The organism is Anabaena sp. AL09 (assembly GCF_001672255.1).
In the GTDB taxonomy this organism is placed as follows: Bacteria; Cyanobacteriota; Cyanobacteriia; order Cyanobacteriales; family Nostocaceae; genus Dolichospermum; species Dolichospermum lemmermannii.
This window is the reverse complement of sequence record NZ_LJOQ01000018.1, coordinates 1-26,907: the sequence shown is the minus strand read 5'-3', so window position 1 is coordinate 26,907 and position 26,907 is coordinate 1. Positions and strand designations below refer to the sequence as shown.

Genomic DNA, 26,907 nt, shown 5'->3' with positions numbered 1-26,907 from the left:
CTACCAGTAAACCCTAACTAACCGATTGACGCTCAGGATAGTAATATGAACTGTATCTATAATTATAGTTATATCCGACTCCTCGGAATTTGTCGCCGTTGACTACTAATCCTAGTAAATTGATGGGAGATGCTTTTAGCGTATTAACAAGTTGCTTTGCGACTGATTTATCTGTTTTATCAATTCTTACAACTAGCATCACACCATCAGTATGAACTGCTACCAATCTAGCATCTACTAATCCTGTCAAAGGAGGAGTATCATAAATCACTAAATCAAAATTCTCGGTGAAATAGTCCATTATTTGACTCATTTTATCTGATGAGAGCAACCGGGCAGGATCGGGTGGTACAGGACCTGCGGTAATCACAGATAAATCATTGAATCCAGGCATTTTTTGAATTACTTGCTCTACATCTATATCTGAAGAAATTAAACTACTTATTCCCCACAGATTATTTAATTGTGATAATTTGTGAACCTTGGGTTTGCGGAGGTCACAATCTACAATTAATACTTTTTTCCCCATGATCGCGGCGGTTTTTGCCAAGCTAAATGCCACCGTAGTTTTACCATCTCCGGGGACAGCAGAGGAAACAACGAAAGACTTAATTGGTCGATCAGAATTAAGCAGTTGAATATTACTATATAAAACTTGTAAGGATTCCCAAAATGATCCCTGTCCATAATAAGAACTGGATTGGGAAGGACGACGAGGAGAAGTGTTATATTCATCACTTGCCATAATAGGGTCCACAACTACTTCTGGTTCTTGATCTTTTCCTATGTTTCTCAGGTTTGAAGATGGACTCCGAGTTAAGTTTTTATTAAAGGGAATAGACCCTAATAAAGGCACTCCGATCTTATCCTGGAGATTTTCAATACTGTGATAGGTATTATCTATATCTTCCATGATTTTGGCAACACCGAATCCTAATAAAGAACTAGCCACAAATCCCAATAGTAAATTGCGGGGAGCATCTGGCGAAATTGGATATCTTGATTGAGCAGGTGCTTGGATTAATTCCCAAGGTAGTTCTGTTTGTGCTACCTCTATTTGTAATTGTTCACGCTTAGCTAAAAACCTCGTCAAACTCTCATTTGCTAGTTGTAAATTCCGTTGAATGTCAGCGTATTGTCTAGAGAGAATTGGTAGTTGTTTTAATTCGCTTTGTAATTGTTGTTCTGCTTGTGTCAGTTGTTGATTATCTACTTCTATTTTCCGAATTATAACAGCCGCTTGAGCTATTCTAGTGTTCAAAATTCGTTTTGCTTCTGCATTGATAATAGGTAAGAGATTGTTTCTTTTATCTTGTAAGGTTTGAATAACTGGGTTATCAGTTTGAAATCGAGCTAATTCTCCAGATATTTGGGTGTCTAATTGGCGCTGTTGGACAATTAACTGTTGGTAAAGAGGAGCATCATTGAGAATGGCCAATTGTTCTTCTGGTGCCTGCAATCTCAGATAATTATTTTTAGCAGCGGCTAACTGTTGATTTACAGATAGTCGTTGTTGTGTTAAAGATTGGAGATTTGCAGTAATTATTCCAGATTGGCTTTCTGGACTAATAAAATTGTATTTTTGGCGGAATATTTGCATTTCTTTTTGCAACTGTGCCACCCGATTTTGGATATCGGGTAGTTGTTGATTTACAAATTGAACGCCTTGATTTAGTTTGGTTTTCCGCTTATTTAGGCTGTATTTTAAATAGAATTCAGAAAATGTATTTAAGACGAATTGGATTTCTTGACGATCACTACTTTGATAGCTGATTTCGATGATTTTTGTCGTTCCAATACGACGAATATTTAAATTTGAAATAAGAGAGTTATAGGTAATGTTAGGATATGATTCTCGCGATTTTTTAATAATTGGTTCTAGCAGTTCTGAACTTTTAAGAACTTGAATTTGACTTTCGTAATCTAGTCCAGGTTTAGAAAAAGAAGAGTCTGTCAGCTTTATTTTTTCTGCTTGATCATCATTATTAACAGGTTCAACTAAGATTCGAAAATTTCCTGCATATATATTTTTTTGCGTCATTGTTAAATAAGTAACACCAGTCATACCAGCAAAAATCACCGCTACAATGACAATCGCTCGGCGTTGTAAAAGTTCAAAAAAGCTCTTAAAACTTAGACCATCAGACTGTTCCTGTTCAGTAAACTGAGAAGATGTAGAATCTGGAAATGATCCAGATGTAGGAATAATGCTATTGATAGAATTTGTCTGGTTTGTAATTTGCTTATTAAGCATGGATTTCTATTGTGTAAGTGATAAGGGAAGGATATTTGATACTCGCCGGTCTCAAGACAGGGGGATTCTTGGTTCAACGAGACTACTTAAACTAGACTCCTGGCGTTATCTAGCTCAGAGGTGGGACTATTGTCACAAATTAAACATTGTATCAAAGTATGGATACAGATCTTTCCGGTTTTATTAAGTACATATCCAGCAGGCAAAATGCCTGCACTACAAGAGTTTCATAATTCAAGTTTGTATCTCATTAGAGCGAAATTTGGTGTAATTAGGTTATGTCACTATTGAACTTTCTGGAATCCCACAAACAATATTGCTAAATTATATACTAATTTTTGCAACTATTCATTTTTGGCAGTGCGAGACACAACATCTTCGCATTCTGTCCTTTTTTTGATTGGTTGAGCCGGATTTCCTGAATAGATGATGTTGGCCTCTAAGGATCTTCCTGTGACACTACCTAATACTAAAACTGCTCCCCTACCAATGGTGACACCAGGCCCAATGACTGATTTCGCTGCTATCCAACTACCTTCTTGGATATGAATGGGGGCAGGAATCAGTTGAAAATTGGGGTGATTCCAGTCATGATTACCAGTACACAGATAAACGCCTTGGGATAAACACACATGATTTTCGATGACTACGGTTGCTAGATTGTCAATCCAGGTATTTTCTCCAATCCAAACATGATTACCAATGGTCAAGCGCCAGGGAAACTTAATGCGGACTCCAGGCTTGATATTCACACCCTTGCCGATACTAGCTCCAAAAAGCCTCAGTATCGAAACTTTTATAGATGAGATAGGTAGCCAATAACTTTCAACTAATGGTGAGCCAATGAAGTACCATAGAAGTTGTTGACTATATGTCGCTCCGGGTGTGTAGCTGCCGACTGTATAATTATCTAAACGCATAAAATGGGGGGCGAAAACTGGGTTAAAGCTGGCTCCAGTAAGACCTGAGACAATCCAAAACAGGGAACACTATTGCGGAGAATACGAACAATTGATTCTCTTGCTTGAATCTTATTGAGTAGTATCTCTGGCTTAGGGATGATTTGGGTTGTCATATTACCGTCGGGTTTGGTGGTTTTTTATTTTTGGGTTCGCTCAATATCTATTTTCTCTGCTTCTATTATATGTATACTCAGCAATATTTCTGCCAATACTCGCTGAAATGTATAGTACCATCCATGCCAACCGTCGAGAATACCGCCTTTGAGGATGAGACAATAGATGAAGATGATTAAAGGTGCGAGGATTTTGCGTTTGCGGATGCGATCGCCTATACTAAGTTCATGCTCTGGTGTTTCTAGAAGTTTTTTACTTTCAATTACCATATAACGATCTTGCGCCCATAACCAACGACTCAATGGCTTGCGATCGTCGTGGTGGATGTATGCTGATAGTTGACTAGATTTACCTTTATTCTCTAAAAGTTGAGTATGTCCGTCATCAATATATATTGCTTTGTCTTTACGGAAAAGAATTTGACGGGGAGGGAGTATAGTACCCCGTAAAGGTTTACCAAATACACAATATTTGAATTTAGCAAAATAGCCATCAATGCTGGAATTGGGAGATAGATTTTTTATTTCATTTATTAGTGCATCAGTGACAATATAATCTGCATCTAAGGATAAAACCCACTCAGTTGCAACTTTTTCTAATCCATAGTTCCACTGAGTAGCATGAGTGTCAAATTTTCTGGAAAATACTTGTACTTGAGGGTAGGAAGACAAAATTTCTAATGTTTTATCTGTGCTATAACTGTCAATAACAATGATTTTACTTGCCCATTTAAGTTTTTCCAGGGTACGGTTAATATTATTTTCTTCGTTATAGGTAAGGATGAGGGGAGTAATTTCTTCTAACATTAGGATATTCAAATAAATTCTTGTGATTAGACAATGGTACTAGAACACAACATAGTTTTCCAAAGATAGGGAAATCTACCCGCAAACTTAAACTTGATATTTGTACTGTCCAGGTTGACTATTTTGATAAGAATATTCGTATTGGTTAGGTGTGTTAGTCATTTGTTTGAATAGATTATTTGGTAACTTACAAGTCTTTTACTGGAGATTCTAACCATTGATTAAAAATAGCGATCGCTGCTAGGATTTTTGCTACAATTATTTCTGTTTGCTTGGCTATTTCTAATACTCTTTCTTTTCGCAGTTGCAGATTATAATTATGACGTGCTAAGAGGGTGTTTGAAAAGTTTTGAATGTATAGACTGACCCCTCTCCAAACCTCTCCCCTTGCAGGGGAGAGGCTTTAAAACCCCCATTCCCTTGCAGGGAAGGGGGGTAGGGGGGTTAGGTTTTTGGAGATTACCGATTTGATATAATACTTTTCAAACAACCTCTAAGTGTCTAAATTTGCGATAATCATTTAATTGTAAAAATAGTGAACCTTGCCATAAAGGAGGACGATTTTCTCCACCAATTTCTGCCATTTGTAACAATAGTTGTTCATGCCAATTTTCCGCTTTTGGCATACCTGCGGAAATGCTTTTTTCAGTTAATTTTATTTAGATCTCATCTAAATTGACTCCCAAAGCCCGCAATTTTTCAGCTAATTTGTCTGCCCGTTGTTTCTCCTGTTCTGCTCTTTCGGCAAAAGTAGGAATCCAATCACCATCTTGATTATACCAACGTAGCCACAAACCTTCTGTACCTTGATATTTTCCTGCCCAAACTCCTACTCCTAATTCCAACTCAGGAAACCAGAATTTTGGTTCTAACAGTTCCACTGCTTGATATTTTGTCCCAAATAGTTGAAATACTCGTAGACGATTTTCATATCTATCGAAAATAACATAATATGGCGATCGCAAATACTGTTCATAAGCTTGCCATTTTGTCGGCGGTTTATTCGCGCTTCTTAATGTTTGTCCTAAATCTTCTGCTTCCGTACCTGGTGATAATAATTCTACTATTAAAAATGGAGATAATCCTTCTTGCCAAATCACATAACTCCAGCGCATATCCTCCTGTTTTTCAGAAGCAGGCACTCCTAACACTAAAAACCAATCTGGTCTTTTATACCATGAATAATGGCGAGGATCATAGTATAAGTTTAAATCTGTACCAATGAACATTTCCTCTTGGGGATAAACGGGAGATTGACAGGTTTCCCGTAATAATTGCGGTTGAAAGTCATGAAATTCGTCTGGCAACCCTGGCTCCTCTGGATTTTCACTAGGTAAATCATACATCGTGGGCATGGTTTCCCAGGGTGGACGGGGATGAATTGTGGAGTCTAATTCATCAATATCCTCGCTGGGTAAATCATACATGGTGGGCAGGTTTTTGTGCGAAGGTGCTTCACTTTGATACATGATGACTATCTCCTGTGTTTCATCTTAACAAGAAGTCGGGGATCTAAAAATTATATCTTCATACACTGAAACCATTTTTAATGCTATTTTATCCCATGTATAATTATCCAATATAAACTGCCGAGCGCAATCGCCCATTTTTTTTGCTTCCTGAGGATTATCTAGGAAATGTTGAATAGCAGCAGAAATTTCATTCACATCAAGTTCTGCAACAGAGCCAATTTGCTGTTGATCAACAATATCAGATAAAGCAACACCAGGTGTAATTATAACTGGAGTACCCGCAGCTAGGGATTCTAAAACTGATATACCAAAGTTTTCTGAATAGGAAGTCAGAGCAAATAAGTCTGCTCCTTGCATTAATAAATCCTTGATTTCTCCTTTGATAAATCCAGTCAAATGGGTACGATTCTGAATTCCCTCAGAGACTAAAAGTGATTTAATTTCATTTTCATAATCAGGATCACCGCTACCTGCTAAAATGAATGTAAAACGGTAATGAGATAATTTTCCTAATGCTGGAATTAAGTAATCTAACCCTTTTTTGGGATGTAAGCGAGATAAAAATAAAATAATTGGTTCATCTGCTGGTAAATTAAAGTGTTGTCGCAGACGTTGATAAGCATTAGGAATTATGGGTGGAATGGAAAGTCCATGAGGAAGAATAAAACTTGGGGAGGTCAAATTTAATAGCGAAGCTTCTTGCTGTTCTAATGCGGAAGTAAAATGAATTGATTGACTATGATTAAGATTAGATTTTTCGATAATTCTGAGATATATTTGCTTTTTTCTGGCACTTTGCTGTAAAGACCATGTACACAGTTGTCCTAGAGGACGAACAATATAGGGAACTGTTTGCAGTCGGGCGATCGCCATTGCTATAGTAGAACTATAAGAAAAAATAGCATGAATATGCAATAAGTCGTAATTGCGGATATTTTTCCATAACCAAATGGTAAAATCTGCTGAATAAGCAAATTCTCTAACTGCATTAATAGGAGGAGAAAACCGGGGAAAGAACTGGATAGGAACTTGTTGATAATCTATAAATTTTCCGAAAGGTACATCTAATAAATCTTCACCATTATCATTAGTAGTGATAATTTCTGCATTAATGTCATTTTTTCTTAAAGCTTTCACCATTTGTATAATGGCTTGACTCGGACCACCACGCACAGGACTGACGGAAGGAATTACATGGAGAACTTTCATGATCTAACCGACTCCCACCAATGTTTAAATATTGCTAAACTCCAACGACGATACCAGGAAGAGAGAGGTATATTTAGGGGTATATTTGAGTTTTGGAAATAATCACCAAATTCACTATCCATCCAACTTTCAAAAGGGAAAGAAAAGCCTTTCTTAGGTTTATTTACTACCCAATCAGGTATTTCTGTAATTGCTTGTGTTAAAAGTTTTTTCCCCTCTTGTAAACGAATATTACTAGGGATTGGTGCAACAGCTTCTAGTAAAGCTTGATCTACAAAAGGAACACGCAATTCTAAACCCCAATTCATGCTCATCACATCACTATCTCGCAGTAATTGATTACGCATATAGCGGCTTAATTCTAAAAAGCTGACTTCATCTTCTGGAGTATTATGATTACTGTCTAATTGCTGTTGATAAATCAAACTTTCTCCCAATAGATGTTGAACAATTGTCAAAGCTTCTTGATGAGAAAAAACACCTCGAAAACTACCATAAGCAGAGGCAAAAGTAGGAGGATGACTTAAAAAATCACCGAATCGTTTCATTTTTGGTAAAGTTCCCCAATGTGCCAAGCCTACACCGAAACCCGTGCGAAGCCAAGGTAAGAATTTTGTATTTTTACTAAATGAAACCATCTGAGGCACTTTTTGGAAAGACTGGTATCCACCAAATATTTCATCTCCACCTAAACCGGATAATACTACCTTCATGCCCTGATCATGGGCAACCTTAGATACACAAAATGTATTAAAGCCATCAATACTGGGTTGATCAATTGCGGTGAGGAAATTGGGGAATATATCTTTAGCAAAGGAGGCTGTAACTTGATATTCTGTATGTTTTGCCCCAAAGTGATTAGCGACTTTTTGGGCTAATTCTCCTTCATTATATTCCGATTCAGCAAAAGTTATGGAGTAGGTAGATAATTGCGATTGTTGGGTTTGGGTTGCTAAAGCAAGAATAGTTGTAGAGTCAATACCACCACTGAGAAAAATTCCTACAGGTACATCACTAATAAAATGATGCTGAATGGAATCTACTAAAGCCGTCCGGACTATTTCCCGCGCTTCTGGTGGGGAAATTTCTTCAGGAGTAAAATTAATTTGCCAATATTGTTTTTTGGTAATATTTCCATTTTGCCAATATAGCCAATGACCAGCAGCTAAACAATGAATATCAGCAATTAAAGTGTATGGTTCGGGAACTGAACCAGTAGTTAGATAACCATATAATCCTTCTGGACTGAGATTAACCCCAGGTAAACCAGATGCGAGAACAGCTCTGAGTTCAGAAGCAAATACTAAAGTTGTACGAGATTGCCAGTAATAAAGTGGTTTAATTCCTAAAGGATCACGAGCTAAAAAACAAGTTTTTTCCCAATCATCCCAAATAGCAAAAGCAAACATTCCCCGTAAATGATGGATACAATCAGCACCGATTCTTTGATAGAGTTTAAGAATTACTTCTGTATCTGTTTGGGAATGAAATTTTTCACCTTGGTCAATTAGGTTTTGTCGCAGTTGTTGAAAGTTATATATTTCCCCGTTGAAAGTAATTGAATATCGCCCGTCACTAGTAGACATAGGCTGATGTCCAGCGGGGCTAAGATCGAGAATGGAAAGTCGAGTGTGAGCTAAAGCTGCTTGTTGATCAGTTGAAATACAAATACCCGCATCATCAGGACCACGATGTTGCAATGCAGTCTGCATTCGCTTAATCTTTTTCTCCACGTGATTATCATGGGGATTAAGTCTAATAATTCCGGAAATACCGCACATATATATATATATCCCTTAGTCTACGTTAAAGCGGGAGTAGTGATGCAAATAGCTGGCTAGAGTATTTTGGAACTGTTCAAAACCAAAAGTATTAATCACTTTTTCGCGCAGTAATTCTGGTTGGTACATCAAAGGGTTAGGATATCTACCCTGTAGTATTTGAATTATGGTGTCAGCAATTTCCCCCACATCATCAGGATTCACAAGCGACCCTAAATGACCATGACAAAGCGCGTCTATAGCACCATCTTGATTACCTCCTAGCACGGGTTTACCACAAGCTAAGGCTTCTAAGTAAACAATACCAAATCCTTCTCTTTTACTCGGCATAGCAAAAACATCACAGAGATTGTAGTAATCACACAGTTGTTCATCAGGAATAAATCCAGCTAATGTAACGCAATCTTGTAATCCAAGTTGGGTAATTAATTCATTAATTCTAGCCTGATCATTTCCTTTACCAACAATAACATAGTGAACATCGGGAATTTGCTGACGAATTTGCGGAAGCGCTTGGATAACTTGGTCATAACCCTTGTAGCGTTCAACTTCTGCAAGTCGAGCTACAGTTAATATCACCGGTTGTTCCGGCTTGAGTCCATATTTTTCTAGTAAGTAAGCAGGTTTTGGGGCTATTTGAAAGCGATTGGCATCAAAAGTGTTTGGTAATATAACAATTTTATTGGGATCAAGATTTTGTTCTCTGATGAGGCGATTGCGTGTATATCCACTAACTGCTAGAATCAGATCTGCATGATGTAAAGCCATTTGCAAAACTGGTTTTTTGATATTCCAGGCTTCGATACCATGAGCAACGGTCCAATAAGGGATATTCATAAACCGTTTTAGTAAGTAGCCTGCAACAATGAAATTCAGGTGGCTGGAAATGATTAAATTTGGGCGTTTCCAGAATCCCCACGCAATTAGCTGGGCTGCAAATGTAGGTGTTCTCAGTGCTAATGGTGTAGATCCACAAAAATGAAACTTAGTGGGGGCTATGCTAGAAAAATCCGATGACGAATGTTTGTCATGCTTGATAAGCATATCATAGTTAGCATCAGGGTAGATATTTTGAAGGGCTTGAAATAAAAAAGTAGAGTATGTTTGAATACCACCTGTAAATTCAAATATGTTGGGAAACCAGAGATGAATATTATTCTTATTCTTATTCTTATTTTTATTCTTATTCATGGGCCTTATTGATTACATATCGCTGCCAAAGCTTGCTTTAAGCATAGGATTATTCTATCATAACAATTGTCTCTGACAATGATTTTACTTTCTTCTCCCCATCGTTTCAAGCGATCGCTATCAGCCATAGCCTCTTTAAGACTAGCAGTAAGAGCCTCTACATTTCCTGCATCAAAAATCAAGCCATTCTGCATGGGTTTAACTAAATCAGCCGCACAACCAACATGACTGCTAACAATTACAGGACATCCCATACACATCGCTTCATTAATTGCTAACCCCCATGTTTCACCACTACCATAGCTAGGCAAAACAAAGACATCACAACTAGCATAAGTACGCGGCATTAGCGATTGGTTTTGAAATGGAGCAAAGTAAATTTGATCATTATGCTTAGACAAATCTCGCATTTCTGAGTCTAAATTTCCCGCCCCAACTAATAGCAGAGACACTGATTTTAATTGTGCATTAATAAAAGCCTGAATTAAATCCAAAGGACGCTTCTTATGTTCAAATTTGCCAGCAAAAAGGATCACCTGATTTTGGGGAGGGATACCTAATTCGTGTTTCCAATTTTTTGCTTGACTAGATGCCTCATTAGTCATGGCAGAAAACCGGTTATTATCAATAGCATGGGGAGCGAAAAATAATTTACTCTCTAAGACAGCATGATATTTAAAGTATTCATAATTAGCTTTACCAACATATAGACAAGCAGCAAAATTTTGGAAAATTTTGCTAATAAATAGCTTTTTTAGCTGACTTTTAAAATCATTTTTTGCCTGAATTCGATGGGAATCACCACGAAATATCATGGGAATATTGATATTTCTCATCTGCCAAAGAAACCTATAAATACTTGCGTAGTTATAGGATACTGTTAGGAATATAGCATCTGGTTTAAATGCTAAAACTTGCTGATTCAGGCTGGGATTTTGCAAGCCAAAGATATGATGAGTGCCGCAATCTTTACTAATGTTAGGCACAAATTCAAAGTTATAGCCATCTAGTAATGGAATATCCCATTTTAATGATTGCTTAAATCCTGGATCAATCTGATTTGTAATGCCAAAATCCCATAAATAGAATACTTTAATATTAAAACCACAGTCTTCAGCCAGAGACCGAAAAAGTGGCGCGTAATACTGAATTGGATGAGATGCAATAATTGCTAAATTTGTCATTGACTAATTTTAACTACCTCAGCAAAGTTAATTCAACTTAGATTTACACGTCAGCCATAACCAAATGTTTTTTCCAAAAAGACGAAGAACCATAGAATAAACTAATAATAAAATTACTCCTGCAGGAAATATTTTAACATTAGAAGACTCAAAAAAAACTGCTGAGTTCAATAAAATAGTCGTTGCTCCTGCTAATCCTAGCAAAGGAATTGATCCTACATTAGTTATAAATCGGTAAAGCCAACCCCAAAAACAGCCTAGGGCAAAAATTGGTGCAAACATGAATGGAACGCCAAAATCAATGTAACTCTCACCCACATAGCCAATACTAATCGAAGTACCTTTGTCAGCCCCAGCCGCTTCAATACCCGAAAATTCATTTGTGCGTTTGGAATCGTCAAATATCGGCTTATCAGGAAAAAAAGCACGGGGAATTAAAGCAGATATTGCTTCCGACCATAGTTTGCCATTTTGATAAGGAACAGCATTAGGTACAGTTCTAATGGTACCAGCGAAAAATTTAAGGTATCCCAAACGAGATAATAAGGCATTAAATCCGTCTCCAAGCGCTTTCTCGTTGATGTTACTGGCAGAATTAGTATGATAATTTAATCTATCAGCCAAAGAAACCGTCACGGTTTGAGTTTGAGTTCCTCCGTTAACATAGTTACGATAATCTCCCTTGACACTTTGCCAGTAAGTTGCTAATAACAGTAATAGCACCATCAATATTAAAACTTGGGGGCGTAGTAATTGCTTAACTTTCAGACTAGTCGCCCCATATACAACCAACAATAGAAAAATAATTTGCCTAAATCCGCCAAAAAAACCAGTCATCCCAATGATAATTTCCCAAATAACAATGATTAAAGATAATAAGCTAAATTTAGGATCACGAAATCCATTCCAGACAATCAAAAAAATAACCAACCAGCGCAAAGATGCCAAAGATATCAAAAGTTGTGTAAAAGCAGGATCTCCAAATGCTAGAGCAGTCATTAATGAAGAAAGTACGAATGTCCCTAAATATGCTATTGCTAACCTAGAAAATTTTAATTCTGATCCACTTTTTTCTTGATCTATTAAGCTAATTACAGGAGAATTGCCAACAGCCAGCTTCATACCATAGGCGAGTGCTAGGATAGATAGGATACCTAAATAAAATGCTAAACTTAGTTCTTGACCAAAATTCTGCTCTAGGGTTTCTCCTGCTAAATTAGCATTAATGACAGGGACAATTATCTGAATCATTTGAAAGCTGGCTGCAAATAATAATGCAGGTGGTTCACCAGGTCGCCAAAGCAATGAAAACAGGACTGGCCAGATTAGACATCCTAAAGATGTTTCCAGGGGATTAGGTGTCGTTAGCCCAATAAAAGCCAGCACAAGGCAAATTACCCAAAGTATTTTACTTACAGATATTTTATCTGATTTTAGACTTAGCAAAGGTCTATTGTTTAGAGAGTAATGTGACATTATTTTTTTTACGTAGGGCTTGCATTACAAAATTTAATTTATAGCTTTTGTAAAAATATAGGTTTCGATGTTACCGAGTTCATACCCAGAAAGTTCTAGTTCAGTTTTGCATAAATCACAATTTTTTTTGCATATTTTAGGTTTTACTTTGATTTTGGATTAGCTGACTGATCAAAAATTTTACACAAAGTTCGGGTCATTTGTCTAGCGGTATAAGGCTCAAATGCTTGCCAATCTGTTGTTTCTGAAAGTCCGTAGACTAGAGAATTAAGTAACCATTCTATTCCTTGTCTAAGGGTATCATAAATTTCTATATTGGTTAAATTAGTAAAAGTTACGGTATATCCCGCTTGACATTCTTTAATTACGTTAACGACAAAACTCTGTTCGTGCAAAATTGCTAAAATGGGCTTCTGGGCGAGGATACATGGATAGACTTTAGATGCAGAATAACTGGGATCATCAGAACCAATTATTAAAATGGCATGACTATCTTTTAAAACTTGCAAGGCTTCAAAGTAAGGGATACGTTGTGGATATTCAGTGATTATATCTTCTAAATTATAGGATTTGGCGATCGCCTCTATTTCCTTATTGTTGTCAAAAATTGAATATTTCGTGCCAACAAAATGAATTTTAATTTTTTGCCAAATTTCGGGATTGTGCTGACGATGTTTTTGAATTGCTAAGAAAAGGACTTTCAGGCTCAAAGCCATATCTTCACCACCTCTACCCACATAAACCCAATGTTGATAACCATCATGGGGATCAAATATTTTCTGTTGGATATTCAGTTTAGGTAGGATCTCAAAATCTTTCTCAGGAGCGCCGAAGGGGAGAACAGAAAACTGCTCTGCTTTGAGCCAGGAATATCGCTGCATTAATACTTTGGGATATTCTGGCGAAACACTGGTTATATGGCAGGCTTTAGCCAAGGTAAAGGGTTCTAAAATCTTAGCAAAAGACTGGGCGACTGCATATTTTAGTTTGCCACCAGGGGGAGTGTTTTGAGTGCGATCATAATAATCACTTAACCAAGGATCTTGAAAGTCTAAAATATAAGGAATTTTATATTTCTCTAGCCAGTAGCGACCAAGGGGCATGGTCAAAAAAACTGTATTTGAGAAATAAACTAAATCAAAATAATTTTTTTCAAAATATTTAGCTGTTGCTTTTATCAAAAAAGGTATGGATCTAAAAGCTAAATTCCCAAGCTTTAATTTTCTAGATATTTTCGGAGAAATAGCTGATGATCGAATAATTTCAATGTTTGCTGGAACCGTCAAATTTAGGTTGGGATCATATATTCCTTCGATAAAATCTGGTTCGATACATAGAACAGTTACATCCCATCTAAATTCTTCAAAGTATGGCAGTGCCATTCTAATGCGCTGATGATCAGCGGCGTTAATTGGTGGGAAATGGGGGCTAACAATAAGAACTCGATGATTCATTTAATTACTTACAACTATAGAAATAGCTAATACAAAACTAAAAAAAGTCAGATAAGAACGTCAAAAATCAACTCCTAATACTTGATATTGGGGAGCAGTTTTACACCTATCTTCAACTTTAGATAAATTCCGAATCCATAAATAGTTATTACTTAAATGATTATGTGCTGAGGTCTTTAATTCTCTCTTAAATGGGTCGTAATTACCAGGTTGAAAGCCAGATTCTCGAAGGGTCTTCTCAATTGAAGGATCAACTGTTTCTAATAGAACAGCAAGTAAACAATCAGACGTTAAAATTTTGCGCGATCCCTCTATTACCTCTGGTTCAAATCCCTCTACATCAATTTTAATTAATGTTGGCTGCAATTTTTCAAGTATATAATCGAGCGATTCAACCGGAACTTCAATTGAATTTCCCTTATAATCAGCACCGACAACTTGGTTTGTTGTATCCATATCCGAAGAAAATTTTATTGAGCCATGATTTTTTCCTGCGGCACAACAACGGCTATCTACTAAGGATGATATATCGTTGAGGTCTATGTTACGTCGTAAGCGTTTATAGGTCGTTGGCACTGGTTCGATCGCTAAACTATTAGCTCCAACTACTTTTGATGAAAGTACTGTATATGAACCGATATTTGCTCCTACATCAACAAAAAGATCACCTACTCGCAATAAATGTAAACAAAAAGCCATATCTGTAAATTCATGCAATCCAGTGTAAATATTACCTGTCGCACCAGTCATTCCTAACTCAGCTACTAATTGAGAATCTCCGACAAAAGGAACAACTACTGGCATCTTTAAAATGCGAGATCCAACTTGCCATTTAAACCAAAGCTTAATTGCTTCTGGTAAGTTTCGCGATGCCAGTGGATGATTAAGAATAAAACGCCAAGTTCTCAAAAATGAAGTAATCACAAATTTAATTTTTATTACTATTACAAAAGAATCAAATATTTTTCAGTCGCTTGTTATAGAGTAATTCATATTGTTCAACTATGCGATCGCTAGAAAAACATTCTATCGCTCGTTGACGACAATCATGGCGATCAATCTGATCTAACTGATGCACCTTATTAACTGCGTCATCAATGGAAGTGATCAAATAACCATCAACTCCTTCTCGCACAATTTCCGGCAATGATCCTCTTGGACAAGAAATTACGGGAGTACCACAGGCTAAAGCTTCAGCAAAAACAATGCCAAAAGGCTCATCCCATTCTATAGGAACAAGCATAGCTGAGGCCTGACCTAATAAATTATTTTTCTGCTCATCATTAACTGTTCCTATGTATTCAATATTATTTTTTCCTAGCTGTGGCTCTATTTCTTCTCGCCAATACTTTCCCTCTTCGCCTGTTTTGCTATAGTTACCTGCAATGATTAATTTTTTATCGCATTTTTTGGCGATCGCAATTGCTGTATGCGCTCCTTTAATCCGCTCAATCCGACTCAAAAAAACTAAAGGTGCATCCGCATCAATTTTCTCTTGAAATGTGTATTTCTCCGGTTCAACACAGTTATAAATTGTTTGCCAAGTTCCGCCTGCATTGCGCCCGATTTTGCAAATGCTATCACTGCAACCTGTAAAAGTGAAAGATTTACCCGCAATTTGCGCGGCTAGTTTGACAGTGCGATCGCTAGGTCGCCTTTGATACGACATGATTTTGGGTAAAGGCGATCGCAGAATTGGCAGCATATAGAAGATGCGCGAAAAGCTATGGACAACATCGGGTTTAAATGAATTGACTGCTGACCATAGGGTGATCATATTTTGTAATGTGTCAAGCTTGTTTTGCGATTGCATTCCTCGCCAAGGAAACAATTTAGATACAGATGATGTTGATTCAGGATGAGCGACAAGAGCCACTTCATGACCGCGATTTTGCAGCCCTGCAACTAATAAATCAACAATCCGTTCAATACCACCATAGAGTTTTGGCGGTACTGGTAATTCAGGATCAGCAGTGAGTAATATTTTCATTAAATTGGGTTAAATAGAATCACTTAATCATTAACAAAATCAGGTTGTATGTACAAAGCATTTGCAAAACCTAGATATTCTTTTTTATCTCCCCAGCGAAATTGATCATAAAAGCCGCAAAGCCAAAAACCTTGTTTTTCCAAATAGTCATTGATCTCACTAAAGTGTTGCATATCGCGATCTCCTCTTCTAAATCCCACCTCTGTATAAATAAAGTGGATACGTTTATCTCGCAGCAAAGTTTCTGCACCTAATAGCACCTCCATTTCCCAACCTTGCACATCCATTTTAAGAAAATCAATATATCTAATATTCTCAGCGATTGAAAATCTATCAATAGTCTCTAATATAATTTTTTCTTCACCTATTTTGCTGTCTTCACGCGGTCCGTTAGCAATAATTGTGTTTAGTTGAGAATCATGATGAAGAACAATGTTTGCAAAGCCATTAACGCTGCCAATGCCTTTTTGAATACAATGGACATTTGCACGATGGGAAAACTTAGAAGACAAAGTTTTAAAACTTGTACTCACTGGTTCAAAACAGTAGATTTGTGATTTAGGAAAATACTGTACTAAGCCCGTTGCCGTTTGTCCTACATTAGCACCTACGTCAAGCAAGACCTTTAAATCTTTTTTCTGCGAGAATCTTTGAATGTCATAAAAAACACTTATACTACGCGGAAAATATCGAGTTAGGGGAAATGCTTGACTGCTCAAGACGGCGTTTAAAACTGAGTTCAATGTGCTGCCGACATACCATCTTAAATTCATGGGTTTAGATTACTCCATTATTTGTTTACTGTTATTTGATGTCTCCAGCCATTTAAAGGCTTTTCAACTAATTGATAAAATATGAAACTTGGAGAGAGGAAGGAAAAGATTCCCACAAGTTAGTTTTGTTAAATGGAGAAGATACTAAATTTAGGATTATAGTGACTATAAATGCCAGCCAATAAGTGGGCATTAACCGCCAGAATCTATTTTTCAAAAAATCCCAACTGCTACCTTTGTTAAGGATTAATTTATAGACATTAGCGGCGATACAATAGCCACTAATTACAAAAAAAAGATGTACTGCTAACCAACCCGGTGCTGCTACTGATTTTACTAGCTCAACCAATGGGTGAAGAGGTTTATTGTACACAGTTCCAAAACCATGAAAAATCATCACCCATAAGGCTGCAACGCCCCGCCAGTGGTCTAAGGTTTTATATTGAGGATTCCATGAGGGCATAAAAATCTAATTACAAGTAATTCAATATGGGCAATTAATAAAATTCTAAAGGTTTAATTATTAGAGCGATAGGGAAGTGCTGCTGCGAGCATTTCCCTGTTTGCAGTTTAATGAACTTCTAACCAGTGTATCAGGTCTTGTAACTGGGAAAAATCCAATAAACTTTCTCCCAAAATTTCTAACTTAGTAGTTGGTAACTTCTGGATTTTCTGTGTGATAGAAAATTCTATTTCCCCAAACCTCTTAGTGAGTTGACGCAAGACAAGGACGGACTCCCCTTGTTGTAATCCTTGTTGTAATCCTTGTTGCAATCCTTGTTGCAATCCTTGTTGTTCCCCTTGTTGTAATCCTTCCTTAAGAATTTCTTCATACCACGGTGATTCTCTTAACACTGTCATATCCCACCTCATGATTTGTTGAATTAAAGGAATATCTAAAACATACATGAGATTTCATAAATTAGCGATCGCTTTCAAGATCAACAAAGTATATCTCAATTACCGCCACCCTGGAGTTTCAGATCCCCGACTTCTGAGAGAAGTCGGGGATCTGATTTTCTTATTTTATTTATAGAGTGAAGGCTTTTTTTTGGCGATGTCTATTGATCAAGGCTTAGTCAAGAGAAATACCAAGCGATCGCATTTTTTGCTTTAATTCATACAACTCCCTATTAGCTTGTTCAGCCCTTTGGGATTCTTGTTCAGCCCTTTGAGATTCTTGTTTTGCTATTTGAATTGCTTGGTTGGCTTTGAGTATTTCATCTTTGGCGGCTTCTTGGGGGGTAGGGATGATAGTGCCTTCTAAGGAGAAGTAACGCAACTGGCCATTGTGAATACCCAGGAAAAAGCCCAGGGCTTCACTCCATAGCCATCCTTGGGCGTTGGGCGTGATGGGGCGATATTTATTAAACTCTAGTCTAAAGCCTGCAAATTCTAAGGTTTCGGGTGAAAAATAAAAGTATTCAGGGGTATGAAATCTCTCTGCGTATAAGTCTAGTTTGGTGGTGCGATCTACATTGGCGGTGGAGTCGGACAGTAATTCAATAATCAGGTCGGGATAACGTCCGTCTTCTTCCCAGACCACCCATGAGTTGCGTGGTTCTCTGGTGGTGTTTTTGACTAGGAAAAAATCTGGACCTCGAAACTCACGATTTTTGAGTTGTTGGCGACTGAAGTAAATGGTCAGGTTTGCACCAATGAAAAAATCATCCCGCTCTTGCCATGCCCATTCGAGGCAGGTGACTAGCAATAACAGTTGCATATAGTGCAGGGAGCTTTCCATCTCTGGTTCATCACTTAAAAGTTTACTGGCATCGGGCATTTGCAACTCTAGTTCGCGGGCTGTAATTGCTGCCATGGATTTGTTCTCCTGATGCTTTGGATGATTATCTATGAGTTCAGCTACGCTATCGGCGATTATAAATCGCTAATACACAAATCAAGTCTACTTACGTGGACTAAATAAAAATTAATAGTCTATATTCTTCAAGGGCGATAGCGAAACGCTGCTGCAAGCAGTTCGCTCGACAATTTTCGCTCATTTTTTCCCCTGAATTATTTTATAATAAACAACGACCAATTTGAGATTTCATAAATTAGCGATCGCTTTCAAGATCAACAAAGTATATTTCAATTGCCGCTACCCTGGAGTTTCAGATCCCCGACTTCTCTCAGAAGTCGGGGATCTTATTTTCTTATTTATAATCACATTATATACTCAGTTGCGATGCTTACTCCAAGGGCAGCGATCGCCGGACTTGTTGGTATAGTTGTTAGACCTACAACTGTCCTGAAAGCCATGTATCTAAATCAGATTTGTTTGTAAAATCTAACAAAGCTTCCCCCAAACTCTCCAACTGCTCTACATCCAAACTTCTTATTTGCTCCTCTTGGGACGGAGACAACATACCATACCGCTTAGTTAAAAGACGAAGCAATAGATTTGCTTCCCCTTCTTGTCGTCCCTCTTGTCGTCCTTCTTGCTGTCCTTCTTGAAACACTTCCTGATAAAACCGTGTTTGGGTTACATCTACTGTTTTCAGGTTTAGCATTTGCAAAATCTCCTTTGTACCAAGTTGTGGGAATTTATTAACAAGTATAGCTTCTACTAAATCCAAGAGTCGCCGAAATTCTGCCTCTGTTTCCGCACTATTAATAATTGCCTGTGCCAAGGTTGCTGTATCTTGTTCATCTACAACAAGTAACTTCAGTAATGCCAAATTTGGACTCAAATCCTTTAACGGTAACAAATCTTCCAGATAGAGTCGTTTGACTTGACTCTTTAACAAAGATTGGTAGGGAATATCTGAGCCTAGTTCTTCATTCCGATTGGGCAAAATTAATAATCCGTACCAAGGTTGCTTGACGTTGTATTGATATAAATACAGAAAAATTTCTGCTAAATACCGCCCATAAAATCTTGGATCTCCCTGCATCTGGGCTTCTAGAAATACCAGAGGTAAACTAAGATCCTTGGCAACAGGTGTTAATAGTCCATCTAGTTCAAATCCTTTCTCTTTGACTCCGGGCGCACTATAGGTAAATTCGCAATCTTTGGGGATTTCTGGGATTAACTCGGCAATTAAACCTGGTTGAGATAAAAATAGTCGGTAAAAGAGTTTATCGGTTTTCATAATCACATTATATATTCAGTAGCGATGCTTACTCCAAGGGCAGCGATCGCCGGGCTTGTTGGTATAGTTCTATGCTGCTGCAAGCAGGTCGCATTCCTCGCTAATGGAAAAACAAGGGATTGTCTGATTTTTTCTTTAATAACCTTTAATAGACATAGAGACACAACCAAATTCTGTTTTTTATCTACTAATTGCTTTTGCGGCTAATCTTAATATTGTATTCTCTTGGTTCTCCCAGTTTAATTGATCTTGAGCAGCTAACAAAGCAGTTTTTTTAGTGGCAGCTAATTTTTGAGGATCATTAACCAAGTTATTTATGGCTGATGCTAAGGCGATCGCATCATGACTGGGAATTATTTTACCAGCTTCAGGATACTCATTTAATATCTCGCTTTGACCTTCTGTGTTAGTGGCTATTACCGCTAGTCCTGCTTGTAAATATTGAAATATCTTGTTGCTCGTAGTGAACTGCTTATTAAGGCAGTAAGGAATTTCTAAAGCCAAGCCAATATCGTGTTCAGATATTCGAGACAGTAATTCATGATTGGGAACAGTTGGATGAATAAATAGCCGATCGCGCCATTCTTGAGGAATTTGTGGCTCTAACCATTGACGAGAACTTTCAGGGTAGTTACCGCGCAAATGGATTTCAATTGGTTGATTAATATGTGGCAATGCTTGAAAAAGAATTTCTAAACCTCTACCTTGTCCAATAGTTTGGGAAAACCAATGAATTGATGGTAAGTCTAAGTTTTGGCGATCGCCTATTTTGCCATCTAGCTGCGATCGCTCTTGCCAAGGAAATGTATTGTAAATTACTGTAGGAACTTGAGACTGGTAGGCTTGAGCTAAGGCTTTAGCCATAACATAGGAAGTGGTAATACAATAGCTACATTCATTAATTAGCCTACTTTCTAAAGATTTTAGTTTTTCAATAGGACGACCAGCACGAGCTTCTGGTAAAAGGTCTTCAGAAAACCAATCCTCAAAGTCCACCCCAACCCTCAATCCTTCATCTAGTAATTGACTACCGACCCAGAGACCTGCCTCCGCATGGACAATAGTTAAATCAGCTTTGAAGTTCTGGGCTGTTTTTAGCATTTCTTTTACCCCATAACCTAATAGTTCGGGTGAGAAAATTCCCAATCGCTGAAATTTTTCTTTGGCAATGCGCGATCGCCATCGAACTGACCAATTGTTAATTTTTTGATGGGGTTGAAAGTCAATAATCGGCAGAAATTGCCATTTCTTATAAATCATCAATAGGCGATCGCGTTCTACTAAATCTGGATCAAACCAAAAACCACCGATAGTGACATCATGTCCAGCATTTGCCAATGTTTCAGCTTCTTTTTGAGGACGAGGAGCCGTGCATAGATGAGCGCCAATTAGAATCAGGATTTTTGCCATTTTGACCAAATTGTTTGAAGGTAAGATCCCCGACTTCTTCTTCAATGATGTCAATAAGTAATAAATCAATGATAGAAGTCGGGGATCTGGTTTCTCTAGCTGAATACTTGCATCACTTTCGGTTATACCGATATTGCTATTTTCCACCCCAAAACCTCACGCATAACTTTAAACATAATTCCTCCTTCCGGTTTTAAGTCACACCCTCCTAAAGAACGAACATCTTTTCAGCCTTTTGGATTAAATCTTTAGCTTGTGGGTATGCCATAAATCCTGATATCTAATTACTTTTGTACAGGATAGGATAAATATGCCCAAGAACTTCTGCTAACAAATTTTCAGGACAGGTAGAAATAAATTCTGCAATTCTTGAACGAAAGTCTAGCGATCGCAATTGGTCACACATTATTATACCTTTTACGGCTTGACCATCTGGGATCTCGACATAGAAAGGATTTTTGCGCTTAGTTGTACTGATGGGACAAACAAATATAAAACCGCGATAGTTATTAAATTCGGTTTGACTCAACACTAGTGCGGGGCGTTTTCCCATCTGCTCGTGTCCAGATTGTGGGTCAAAGTTTAGCCAGATAAAATCCCCATGACAAGGAATGTAATCTACCATTCTTCATTACCCATTGGTTTGCCCCAGTCAATCTCAGATTCAGGCTCTAACTCTTGACTAAGGAGTTGTGAGAGTGTGTATTTTGGGAACTTTTGAACAAGCCTTACTATAAGCTGCCCTTTCTCAATACGGCAGTCAACTTCATCATTGATCGATAAAGCCAACTCATCTGCAATATATTTTGGGATTCTCAAGGCTAAAGAATTACCCCAGCGACCAATTTGCGATTTCATAGTTAGCATCTTAGCTTGAAGATACACATAGTATATCCTAATTAAATGCTTGCTCACTTTTTGTAACGATATCTATAGATTGCTATTTTCCACCCCAAAACCTCACGCATAACTTTAAACATAATTCCTCCTTCCGGTTTTAAGTCACACCCTCCTAAAGAACGAACATTTTTTTCAGCATTTTGGATTAAATCTTGAGCTTGTGGGTATGCCATAAAAACAAAATATTGCCAATAACAAGCACAAGCATAATGAGTCCGATCGCTATTTTCAACAGATAATAAATTATTTGTACATAACTCTGCTGATAAAAAAGCAGATTCCCATGCCTTTCGAGATTTTGAACCGCTTAAACTGCCAGAAATACCTGACCGATAGTAAGATTTAGCATCTGTACAAAACTTAACGCCTTGACTAGCGAGAATAACGCGACAAAAGTATTCACCATCATCATTCAATGATACGTTCTCATTCCACATACCAGCGGAGTCAGAAATATTTCGAGGTACAAGCCAAGCCGCAGGGTGCATCATCAAATTCTTTTCCCAAGCAGCAATAAGCCAGTCAATGGGTGACATATCTGTCCATAAAGTTTGTGGGGTAAATACAGCTTCAGATGGGTTTTGGAAAAATCTAGCCCACTCTGCTGATGCCACATAATCTGAGTTACGATCAAATTCTGAAAGCTTTAACTGACGTTCAATTTTATCCGGTGCAAGCAAATCATCAGCATCTAAGTATTGAATAAAGTCTCCTTGGGCTGCTTTTAAAGCTCTATTCCTAGCTGTACTAGCACCTTTATTTTTTTGACTAATTACCTTGACTCTCTTTGATTCGTAGGTTTTGGCGATCGCTAAAGTATCATCTCTAGAACCATCATCAACAACAATAATTTCTATATTGTACCAAGTCTGTGCCAGAGCCGAATCCAATGTTTCTGCTATATATGGAGCAGCATTGTAGGCTGGAATTAAAATAGAAACTAAAGATGAGTTCATCGTAATTCTAATTTTTGCGGTTAGGCTGATATTGACTTTCCTGTCTTAGTTGTGGGCGCAAAAAGCGTATTAATAACTCGCGAACACGCAAAGCTAGAGGTGGATTAATCAAAGCAAATGTTCTAAACCAATAGCTATTATTAGCCGCACCTTTTCCTCCACCTAACCTGACTGCAAGATTTGCGGCTTTATCGGCAACATCCCAAGCGAGATAAGAACCTGCAACCCCCGCCGCCGTCCAGAGTTTTTCTGCAATTAATTGATGGTATTGCGAATGCGATTCTAAAGCTGCCTTTTCAAGCACACAGACATGGGCGGCAATACATTTGCTCAAGTTAGCTTGAGACATGGAGTTTGAATATCGGTAATTAATAATAGAGACAGTTGGTTCGGCTCTAAATGTCATACCTCGTCGAGCCGCCCTCACATGAAAAGCAACATCCTCATTATAAAGCACATTAGGATCGAGATCGTAGCCCTCAACCTCTAAAAATTTTGCCCGTCGATACAGTCCGCAGAAAGGATTAATTTGATGAAGTATTGTGTAAGCAATAGGATCTCGTTGTAAAGCCTCATCGTCAAACGCTCCGATACTATAAAGTGTATTTGTCTCTCCATCTCGGTATTCAAAGGCAAATAAAACCGTATCAGGAGTATCCTGTCGTCCCATCCACTGGTGGGCAAGTGTTGTAAAGTTTGGCATTAGTAGATCGTCTGCATCATGGAAATGTATCCATTCACAACTTGTTTTTTCTGCTAATGCATTCTTGCCGTAAGAACATCCACGGTTAATATCGCCTCTAACTACTTTAGCTCCATACTTAGCAGCAACTTGCCCAGTTTCATCAATACTACAATCGTCATAAACCAAAATTTCATCAAATGGGATTTGTTGCGATATGGCAGATTCAAGTAAACGAGGTAAATACTTAGCAGCATTATAAGCGGGAATACACAGTGCTAATGAAGGATAACTCATGACATTTTTCTCGCAATTTTATTGAACCTCTAAAAATGAGCTATTATTTGTTTTTTAGGAATTTTTTAATACTTCGTTTGACCATATAATCTACCAACTCCCGCAAAGGTAAATTATCGAGAAATGCTAGAGGGTTTTCCAATTTTTTCTGAGGAGAGACAGCATCAATAATCCATTGGTTAGGCTTTGTCGGATTTTTGCCCCGTGCAACTAAACTTTTATAAGACTCAATTCGCTGTTCTACAATATGATGAGGATCAAGAGTTGTGCGTACCATCTCTTGCGCCACTCTACCAACCTCTTCTCGTTTTTTTGTACTCCAACCATGTACCGCTTCTAAACTTTCAGCCAAACTTTGTGGATTGTTTGCCATAAAGGTTAGTCCATTCACCCCATTTGTAATTAAACCTGAAGCACCGGCTCCCTGAGAACATACAACAACTTTACCCTGAGCCATACCTTCAACGGATGTGTAGTTAAAAACATCCCAAACCGATGGGACAATGATAAACTTTGCCATTGCTTGACGTTGTAAAGTTTCTTTGGGTGAAAAAGTTCCCATTGGTTTTACTTTAATACCCCAAATATCTGGATAAGTTTTGGCAAGATAATCGGACATTGATGTAGCTGATTCACCATAAATTGTATCTCGACCAATCCATTCTATAGTTGGTGCATTTTCTCCCATTAGCCTTAAAGCTTCACAAAGAACAGTTACTCCTTTCCAATACTGAATTCTACCCACAACTAGCCCATTAATTGACTGTTCCGATGGATGAGTATTAGATAAAATTTCTAAAGCAGGAGGAATATAAGTAACATCACTCCGGGTAAGTTGCATCCATTCTTGAGCATTAGCTCGACTATCTGTCTGTAGCTCATCTGCAACTGCTAGTAAGCCTACTTCGATCAACCGAACCAAATTAGATTGCATTTGCAGATATAACAGAGGATCACGAAAATCTATCTGCCCGATGCTGCCATGTAGCTGCACAATCGTAGGTGGACTGTCTAATGAAGCGATCCAAGGAACAAATAGCATACCCCAATCAGTCACTTCAACTAAATCATACCCGGCACCTCTATCAGTTTGTTCCCAAGCAGACCAAGCTGCTGCCAGATGTCGCTGAAATTCAGGAATAGCTTTGTAACGGTTAAATTTATGCAGATAGGAGTTAACCAAATCTGTATCCAAACAATCAACTTTGATTCCATCTTTCTCATAACTAGGTAACTTTGAAGTAAATGCACTACCTACCAAAATATCAACCTGATGCCCTTTACTAGCAATTACCGGAAGAATATCTCTATAGAAAGTTGAAATTCCACCACCATAGTGAGGCGGATATTCAGGAATGATGAACAGTATTTTCATTAATATTTATAGCACTTTGCAATTTTTTAGAACCCACGAAATTTTCAAGAAAGCGAACTTAATCAATACTTATCCAATAGAAATCGCAGATTCAAACTGTGCTTGGATATATTCAGGATTAAACTCACTTTGTGCAACAGTAATAGACTGGCTTGCCATTTGTAGCCATTTCTGCTTTTCTGTCATATTAGATAAAGTTAGTAATAATTTGTCGTCATCCATATTGCTAAGATAGCTTAGCCAATTATGTTCTAGGCTCCATTTACCTAGAGATGTGGTGGTTGGGGCAATAATCAAGATAGGTAGTCCTAAATGACAAAATTCAACAAGCTTGCTTGGGAAACAGGTGATAGCCCAAGGATGTATATGCAAATCTAAAGGATATGAAACTATTATACAGCTAGCATTATTGGCTAGATAATTTATAACATCTATATTTTCTGGAAAAGGTTCTTGATGTTCAATATTAGAATGGCTGTTTAATAGTTCTAACACCTCTGATTTCTTTGCATCTGTGACTAATAAAAATTTTCCATTGATCTTAGATATAACCGTAGCAATTTTTTTAAAGCAAGAAATTTGGCTCGGATATATACTACCTGCGTAAGCTATAGTTGGGGAGATTTTAAATTCATCTTTCCATTTAATGAAGTCTTTAAAACCACCTTCAGGAATTGGCATTAATTTAAAAACTTTGCTAGGATTGTTAATACAATACACTCTAGATAATTCTATTGATACAGGTAATACTTTGGTTGATTGATTAATAACAAATTTCCAATTTTCTTTAATCCAATTATATTCTTTATCGGATTTAGCCCATAGTTCTTCTTGATCATGCAGAATAGTAATTAATGGAATTTGCCAAGACTTTGACAAATAAGCAGAAAATACTGAGTGTTTATCCTGTAATACTGTCAAGATTACTGATGGTCGTTCATGTCGTAAAATTTTCTCACATTCTGTTCTCCAATACCAAAATCTAACTTTCTGTAACAGAGGTACTGTGTAACGATAGGGCAACCACCACCATCTTCTCTTTGGCATACGGATTAGCCGCCAAGCTTCAGGAAAATCAATGTTAATAAATGTTTGTTCTGGTGCAACTATAGAAATCTCATGTGTGTTTGGCAGTCTTTTTAAATGACGATCAATAATTATTGGACTGCCTACACCTTGCTTGGGTGGAAATCCACCAATGAAAAGAATGTGATTATTATTCATAGGATATTAGTCTTTAGCATATTACGCCTTATGTGAGTTGAGAAACAGGATGCTATTCAAAGGTAAATATATCAATTTTCTCCATAAAGGGAGCGGTAGAACCATATTTTTTTAACTGCGATCGCTCGTAGACACATTTTATGCCAATACCTGTTGATATAGTTCAATATACCGTTTTGCTTGTAGTTCTAAAGTATATTCTTTAAGGGCGATCGCTCGACAATTTTCACTCATTTTTACTTTTGACTATTTCTAGCAATTTCCAGAAAACGGTATCCGAATTTTTTCACATCTTCTTTATT

25 protein-coding genes are annotated in these 26,907 nt (G+C 37.6%); all 25 read right to left on the bottom strand.

Annotated elements, in window-relative coordinates; genetic code table 11:
• Positions 1-13 precede the first annotated feature (13 nt).
• On the bottom strand, positions 14-2,254 hold the full coding sequence (locus AN490_RS03250) for a polysaccharide biosynthesis tyrosine autokinase (protein ID WP_299999899.1): 2,241 nt from the start codon (positions 2,252-2,254) through the stop codon (positions 14-16).
• Positions 2,255-2,598: 344 nt separating this feature from the next.
• Positions 2,599-3,174 carry a WcaF family extracellular polysaccharide biosynthesis acetyltransferase gene (locus tag AN490_RS03245; protein ID WP_299999897.1) on the bottom strand — a complete coding sequence of 192 codons (576 nt, stop codon included), beginning with the start codon at positions 3,172-3,174 and terminating at the stop codon, positions 2,599-2,601.
• A 179-nt stretch (positions 3,175-3,353) separates the two neighbouring features.
• Positions 3,354-4,136, bottom strand: a complete 783-nt coding sequence (locus tag AN490_RS03240; RefSeq protein ID WP_299999895.1) for a glycosyltransferase family 2 protein — start codon at positions 4,134-4,136, stop codon at positions 3,354-3,356.
• A 482-nt stretch (positions 4,137-4,618) separates the two neighbouring features.
• Positions 4,619-4,762, bottom strand: a complete 144-nt coding sequence (locus AN490_RS03235; RefSeq protein ID WP_299999893.1) for a hypothetical protein — start codon at positions 4,760-4,762, stop codon at positions 4,619-4,621.
• Positions 4,763-4,795: 33 nt separating this feature from the next.
• Positions 4,796-5,605: a Uma2 family endonuclease gene (locus AN490_RS03230; protein ID WP_299999890.1), complete on the bottom strand. Its 810-nt coding sequence runs from the start codon at positions 5,603-5,605 to the stop codon at positions 4,796-4,798.
• A gap of 24 nt (positions 5,606-5,629) precedes the next feature.
• Entirely contained in the window at positions 5,630-6,817 is a 1,188-nt protein-coding gene (locus AN490_RS03225; protein WP_299999888.1) for a glycosyltransferase, read from the bottom strand.
• The gene (gene asnB, locus AN490_RS03220; RefSeq protein WP_299999886.1) at positions 6,814-8,598 is read right to left on the bottom strand and encodes an asparagine synthase (glutamine-hydrolyzing); all 1,785 of its coding nucleotides are present in this window, start codon (positions 8,596-8,598) and stop codon (positions 6,814-6,816) included. Before asnB ends, AN490_RS03225 begins: the two co-directional genes overlap by 4 nt.
• A 15-nt stretch (positions 8,599-8,613) precedes the next feature.
• Positions 8,614-9,789, bottom strand: coding sequence for a glycosyltransferase (locus AN490_RS03215; RefSeq protein WP_299999884.1), 1,176 nt, complete (start codon positions 9,787-9,789; stop codon positions 8,614-8,616).
• 5 nt (positions 9,790-9,794) lie between these two features.
• Positions 9,795-10,973, bottom strand: coding sequence for a glycosyltransferase family 4 protein (locus AN490_RS03210; protein WP_299999882.1), 1,179 nt, complete (start codon positions 10,971-10,973; stop codon positions 9,795-9,797).
• A gap of 27 nt (positions 10,974-11,000) precedes the next feature.
• The gene (locus AN490_RS03205) at positions 11,001-12,359 is read right to left on the bottom strand and encodes a hypothetical protein (RefSeq protein WP_299999880.1); all 1,359 of its coding nucleotides are present in this window, start codon (positions 12,357-12,359) and stop codon (positions 11,001-11,003) included.
• A gap of 233 nt (positions 12,360-12,592) precedes the next feature.
• Complete coding sequence (locus AN490_RS03200) at positions 12,593-13,903, bottom strand: hypothetical protein (RefSeq protein WP_299999878.1); 1,311 nt, start codon at positions 13,901-13,903, stop codon at positions 12,593-12,595.
• Positions 13,904-13,963: 60 nt separating this feature from the next.
• Positions 13,964-14,827: an FkbM family methyltransferase gene (locus tag AN490_RS03195; protein ID WP_299999876.1), complete on the bottom strand. Its 864-nt coding sequence runs from the start codon at positions 14,825-14,827 to the stop codon at positions 13,964-13,966.
• A 31-nt stretch (positions 14,828-14,858) separates the two neighbouring features.
• Complete coding sequence (locus AN490_RS03190) at positions 14,859-15,893, bottom strand: glycosyltransferase (protein ID WP_299999874.1); 1,035 nt, start codon at positions 15,891-15,893, stop codon at positions 14,859-14,861.
• Positions 15,894-15,916: 23 nt separating this feature from the next.
• Positions 15,917-16,612: an FkbM family methyltransferase gene (locus AN490_RS03185; protein WP_299999872.1), complete on the bottom strand. Its 696-nt coding sequence runs from the start codon at positions 16,610-16,612 to the stop codon at positions 15,917-15,919.
• Between the two features lie 121 nt (positions 16,613-16,733).
• Positions 16,734-17,129, bottom strand: coding sequence for an acyltransferase (locus tag AN490_RS03180; protein WP_299999870.1), 396 nt, complete (start codon positions 17,127-17,129; stop codon positions 16,734-16,736).
• 107 nt (positions 17,130-17,236) lie between these two features.
• A complete protein-coding gene (locus AN490_RS03175; RefSeq protein ID WP_299999868.1) occupies positions 17,237-17,575 on the bottom strand; it encodes a DUF4351 domain-containing protein in 339 nt (112 codons plus the stop codon).
• 166 nt (positions 17,576-17,741) lie between these two features.
• Positions 17,742-18,485, bottom strand: coding sequence for a Uma2 family endonuclease (locus AN490_RS03170; protein ID WP_299999867.1), 744 nt, complete (start codon positions 18,483-18,485; stop codon positions 17,742-17,744).
• A 421-nt stretch (positions 18,486-18,906) separates the two neighbouring features.
• Positions 18,907-19,761: a DUF2887 domain-containing protein gene (locus AN490_RS03165; RefSeq protein WP_213719034.1), complete on the bottom strand. Its 855-nt coding sequence runs from the start codon at positions 19,759-19,761 to the stop codon at positions 18,907-18,909.
• A 180-nt stretch (positions 19,762-19,941) separates the two neighbouring features.
• Positions 19,942-21,171 carry a glycosyltransferase gene (locus tag AN490_RS03160; RefSeq protein ID WP_299999862.1) on the bottom strand — a complete coding sequence of 410 codons (1,230 nt, stop codon included), beginning with the start codon at positions 21,169-21,171 and terminating at the stop codon, positions 19,942-19,944.
• 280 nt (positions 21,172-21,451) lie between these two features.
• Complete coding sequence (locus AN490_RS03155) at positions 21,452-21,796, bottom strand: type II toxin-antitoxin system PemK/MazF family toxin (RefSeq protein ID WP_168695524.1); 345 nt, start codon at positions 21,794-21,796, stop codon at positions 21,452-21,454.
• Positions 21,790-22,029: an AbrB/MazE/SpoVT family DNA-binding domain-containing protein gene (locus AN490_RS03150; protein ID WP_168695523.1), complete on the bottom strand. Its 240-nt coding sequence runs from the start codon at positions 22,027-22,029 to the stop codon at positions 21,790-21,792. The genes AN490_RS03155 and AN490_RS03150 overlap by 7 nt, the downstream gene beginning before the upstream one ends.
• Positions 22,030-22,082: 53 nt before the next feature.
• The gene (locus tag AN490_RS03145; RefSeq protein WP_299999858.1) at positions 22,083-23,027 is read right to left on the bottom strand and encodes a glycosyltransferase family A protein; all 945 of its coding nucleotides are present in this window, start codon (positions 23,025-23,027) and stop codon (positions 22,083-22,085) included.
• A gap of 7 nt (positions 23,028-23,034) precedes the next feature.
• Entirely contained in the window at positions 23,035-24,006 is a 972-nt protein-coding gene (locus AN490_RS03140) for a glycosyltransferase family A protein (RefSeq protein ID WP_299999856.1), read from the bottom strand.
• A gap of 43 nt (positions 24,007-24,049) precedes the next feature.
• A complete protein-coding gene (locus AN490_RS03135; protein WP_299999854.1) occupies positions 24,050-25,381 on the bottom strand; it encodes a glycosyltransferase family 4 protein in 1,332 nt (443 codons plus the stop codon).
• A gap of 69 nt (positions 25,382-25,450) precedes the next feature.
• Positions 25,451-26,605: a hypothetical protein gene (locus AN490_RS03130; protein WP_299999852.1), complete on the bottom strand. Its 1,155-nt coding sequence runs from the start codon at positions 26,603-26,605 to the stop codon at positions 25,451-25,453.
• Positions 26,606-26,907: the final 302 nt, after the last annotated feature.

Excerpts from the sequence above, each read along its gene's own strand:
- AN490_RS03180 (WP_299999870.1), bottom strand. The coding sequence starts at position 17,129 with ATGCCCTCATGGAATCCTCAATATAAAACCTTAGACCACTGGCGGGGC.
- AN490_RS03190 (WP_299999874.1), bottom strand. The coding sequence starts at position 15,893 with ATGAAAATATTACTCACTGCTGATCCTGAATTACCAGTACCGCCAAAA.
- AN490_RS03225 (WP_299999888.1), bottom strand. The coding sequence starts at position 6,817 with ATGAAAGTTCTCCATGTAATTCCTTCCGTCAGTCCTGTGCGTGGTGGT.
- AN490_RS03250 (WP_299999899.1), bottom strand. The coding sequence starts at position 2,254 with ATGCTTAATAAGCAAATTACAAACCAGACAAATTCTATCAATAGCATT.
- AN490_RS03145 (WP_299999858.1), bottom strand. The coding sequence starts at position 23,027 with ATGAACTCATCTTTAGTTTCTATTTTAATTCCAGCCTACAATGCTGCT.
- AN490_RS03215 (WP_299999884.1), bottom strand. The coding sequence starts at position 9,789 with ATGAATAAGAATAAAAATAAGAATAAGAATAAGAATAATATTCATCTC.
- AN490_RS03200 (WP_299999878.1), bottom strand. The coding sequence starts at position 13,903 with ATGAATCATCGAGTTCTTATTGTTAGCCCCCATTTCCCACCAATTAAC.
- AN490_RS03130 (WP_299999852.1), bottom strand. The coding sequence starts at position 26,605 with ATGAATAATAATCACATTCTTTTCATTGGTGGATTTCCACCCAAGCAA.
- asnB (WP_299999886.1), bottom strand. The coding sequence starts at position 8,598 with ATGTGCGGTATTTCCGGAATTATTAGACTTAATCCCCATGATAATCAC.
- AN490_RS03235 (WP_299999893.1), bottom strand. The coding sequence starts at position 4,762 with ATGCCAAAAGCGGAAAATTGGCATGAACAACTATTGTTACAAATGGCA.
- AN490_RS03150 (WP_168695523.1), bottom strand. The coding sequence starts at position 22,029 with ATGAAATCGCAAATTGGTCGCTGGGGTAATTCTTTAGCCTTGAGAATC.
- AN490_RS03160 (WP_299999862.1), bottom strand. The coding sequence starts at position 21,171 with ATGGCAAAAATCCTGATTCTAATTGGCGCTCATCTATGCACGGCTCCT.
- AN490_RS03140 (WP_299999856.1), bottom strand. The coding sequence starts at position 24,006 with ATGAGTTATCCTTCATTAGCACTGTGTATTCCCGCTTATAATGCTGCT.
- AN490_RS03170 (WP_299999867.1), bottom strand. The coding sequence starts at position 18,485 with ATGGCAGCAATTACAGCCCGCGAACTAGAGTTGCAAATGCCCGATGCC.
- AN490_RS03165 (WP_213719034.1), bottom strand. The coding sequence starts at position 19,761 with ATGAAAACCGATAAACTCTTTTACCGACTATTTTTATCTCAACCAGGT.
- AN490_RS03135 (WP_299999854.1), bottom strand. The coding sequence starts at position 25,381 with ATGAAAATACTGTTCATCATTCCTGAATATCCGCCTCACTATGGTGGT.
- AN490_RS03230 (WP_299999890.1), bottom strand. The coding sequence starts at position 5,605 with ATGTATCAAAGTGAAGCACCTTCGCACAAAAACCTGCCCACCATGTAT.
- AN490_RS03210 (WP_299999882.1), bottom strand. The coding sequence starts at position 10,973 with ATGACAAATTTAGCAATTATTGCATCTCATCCAATTCAGTATTACGCG.
- AN490_RS03155 (WP_168695524.1), bottom strand. The coding sequence starts at position 21,796 with ATGGTAGATTACATTCCTTGTCATGGGGATTTTATCTGGCTAAACTTT.
- AN490_RS03245 (WP_299999897.1), bottom strand. The coding sequence starts at position 3,174 with ATGCGTTTAGATAATTATACAGTCGGCAGCTACACACCCGGAGCGACA.
- AN490_RS03175 (WP_299999868.1), bottom strand. The coding sequence starts at position 17,575 with ATGTATGTTTTAGATATTCCTTTAATTCAACAAATCATGAGGTGGGAT.
- AN490_RS03240 (WP_299999895.1), bottom strand. The coding sequence starts at position 4,136 with ATGTTAGAAGAAATTACTCCCCTCATCCTTACCTATAACGAAGAAAAT.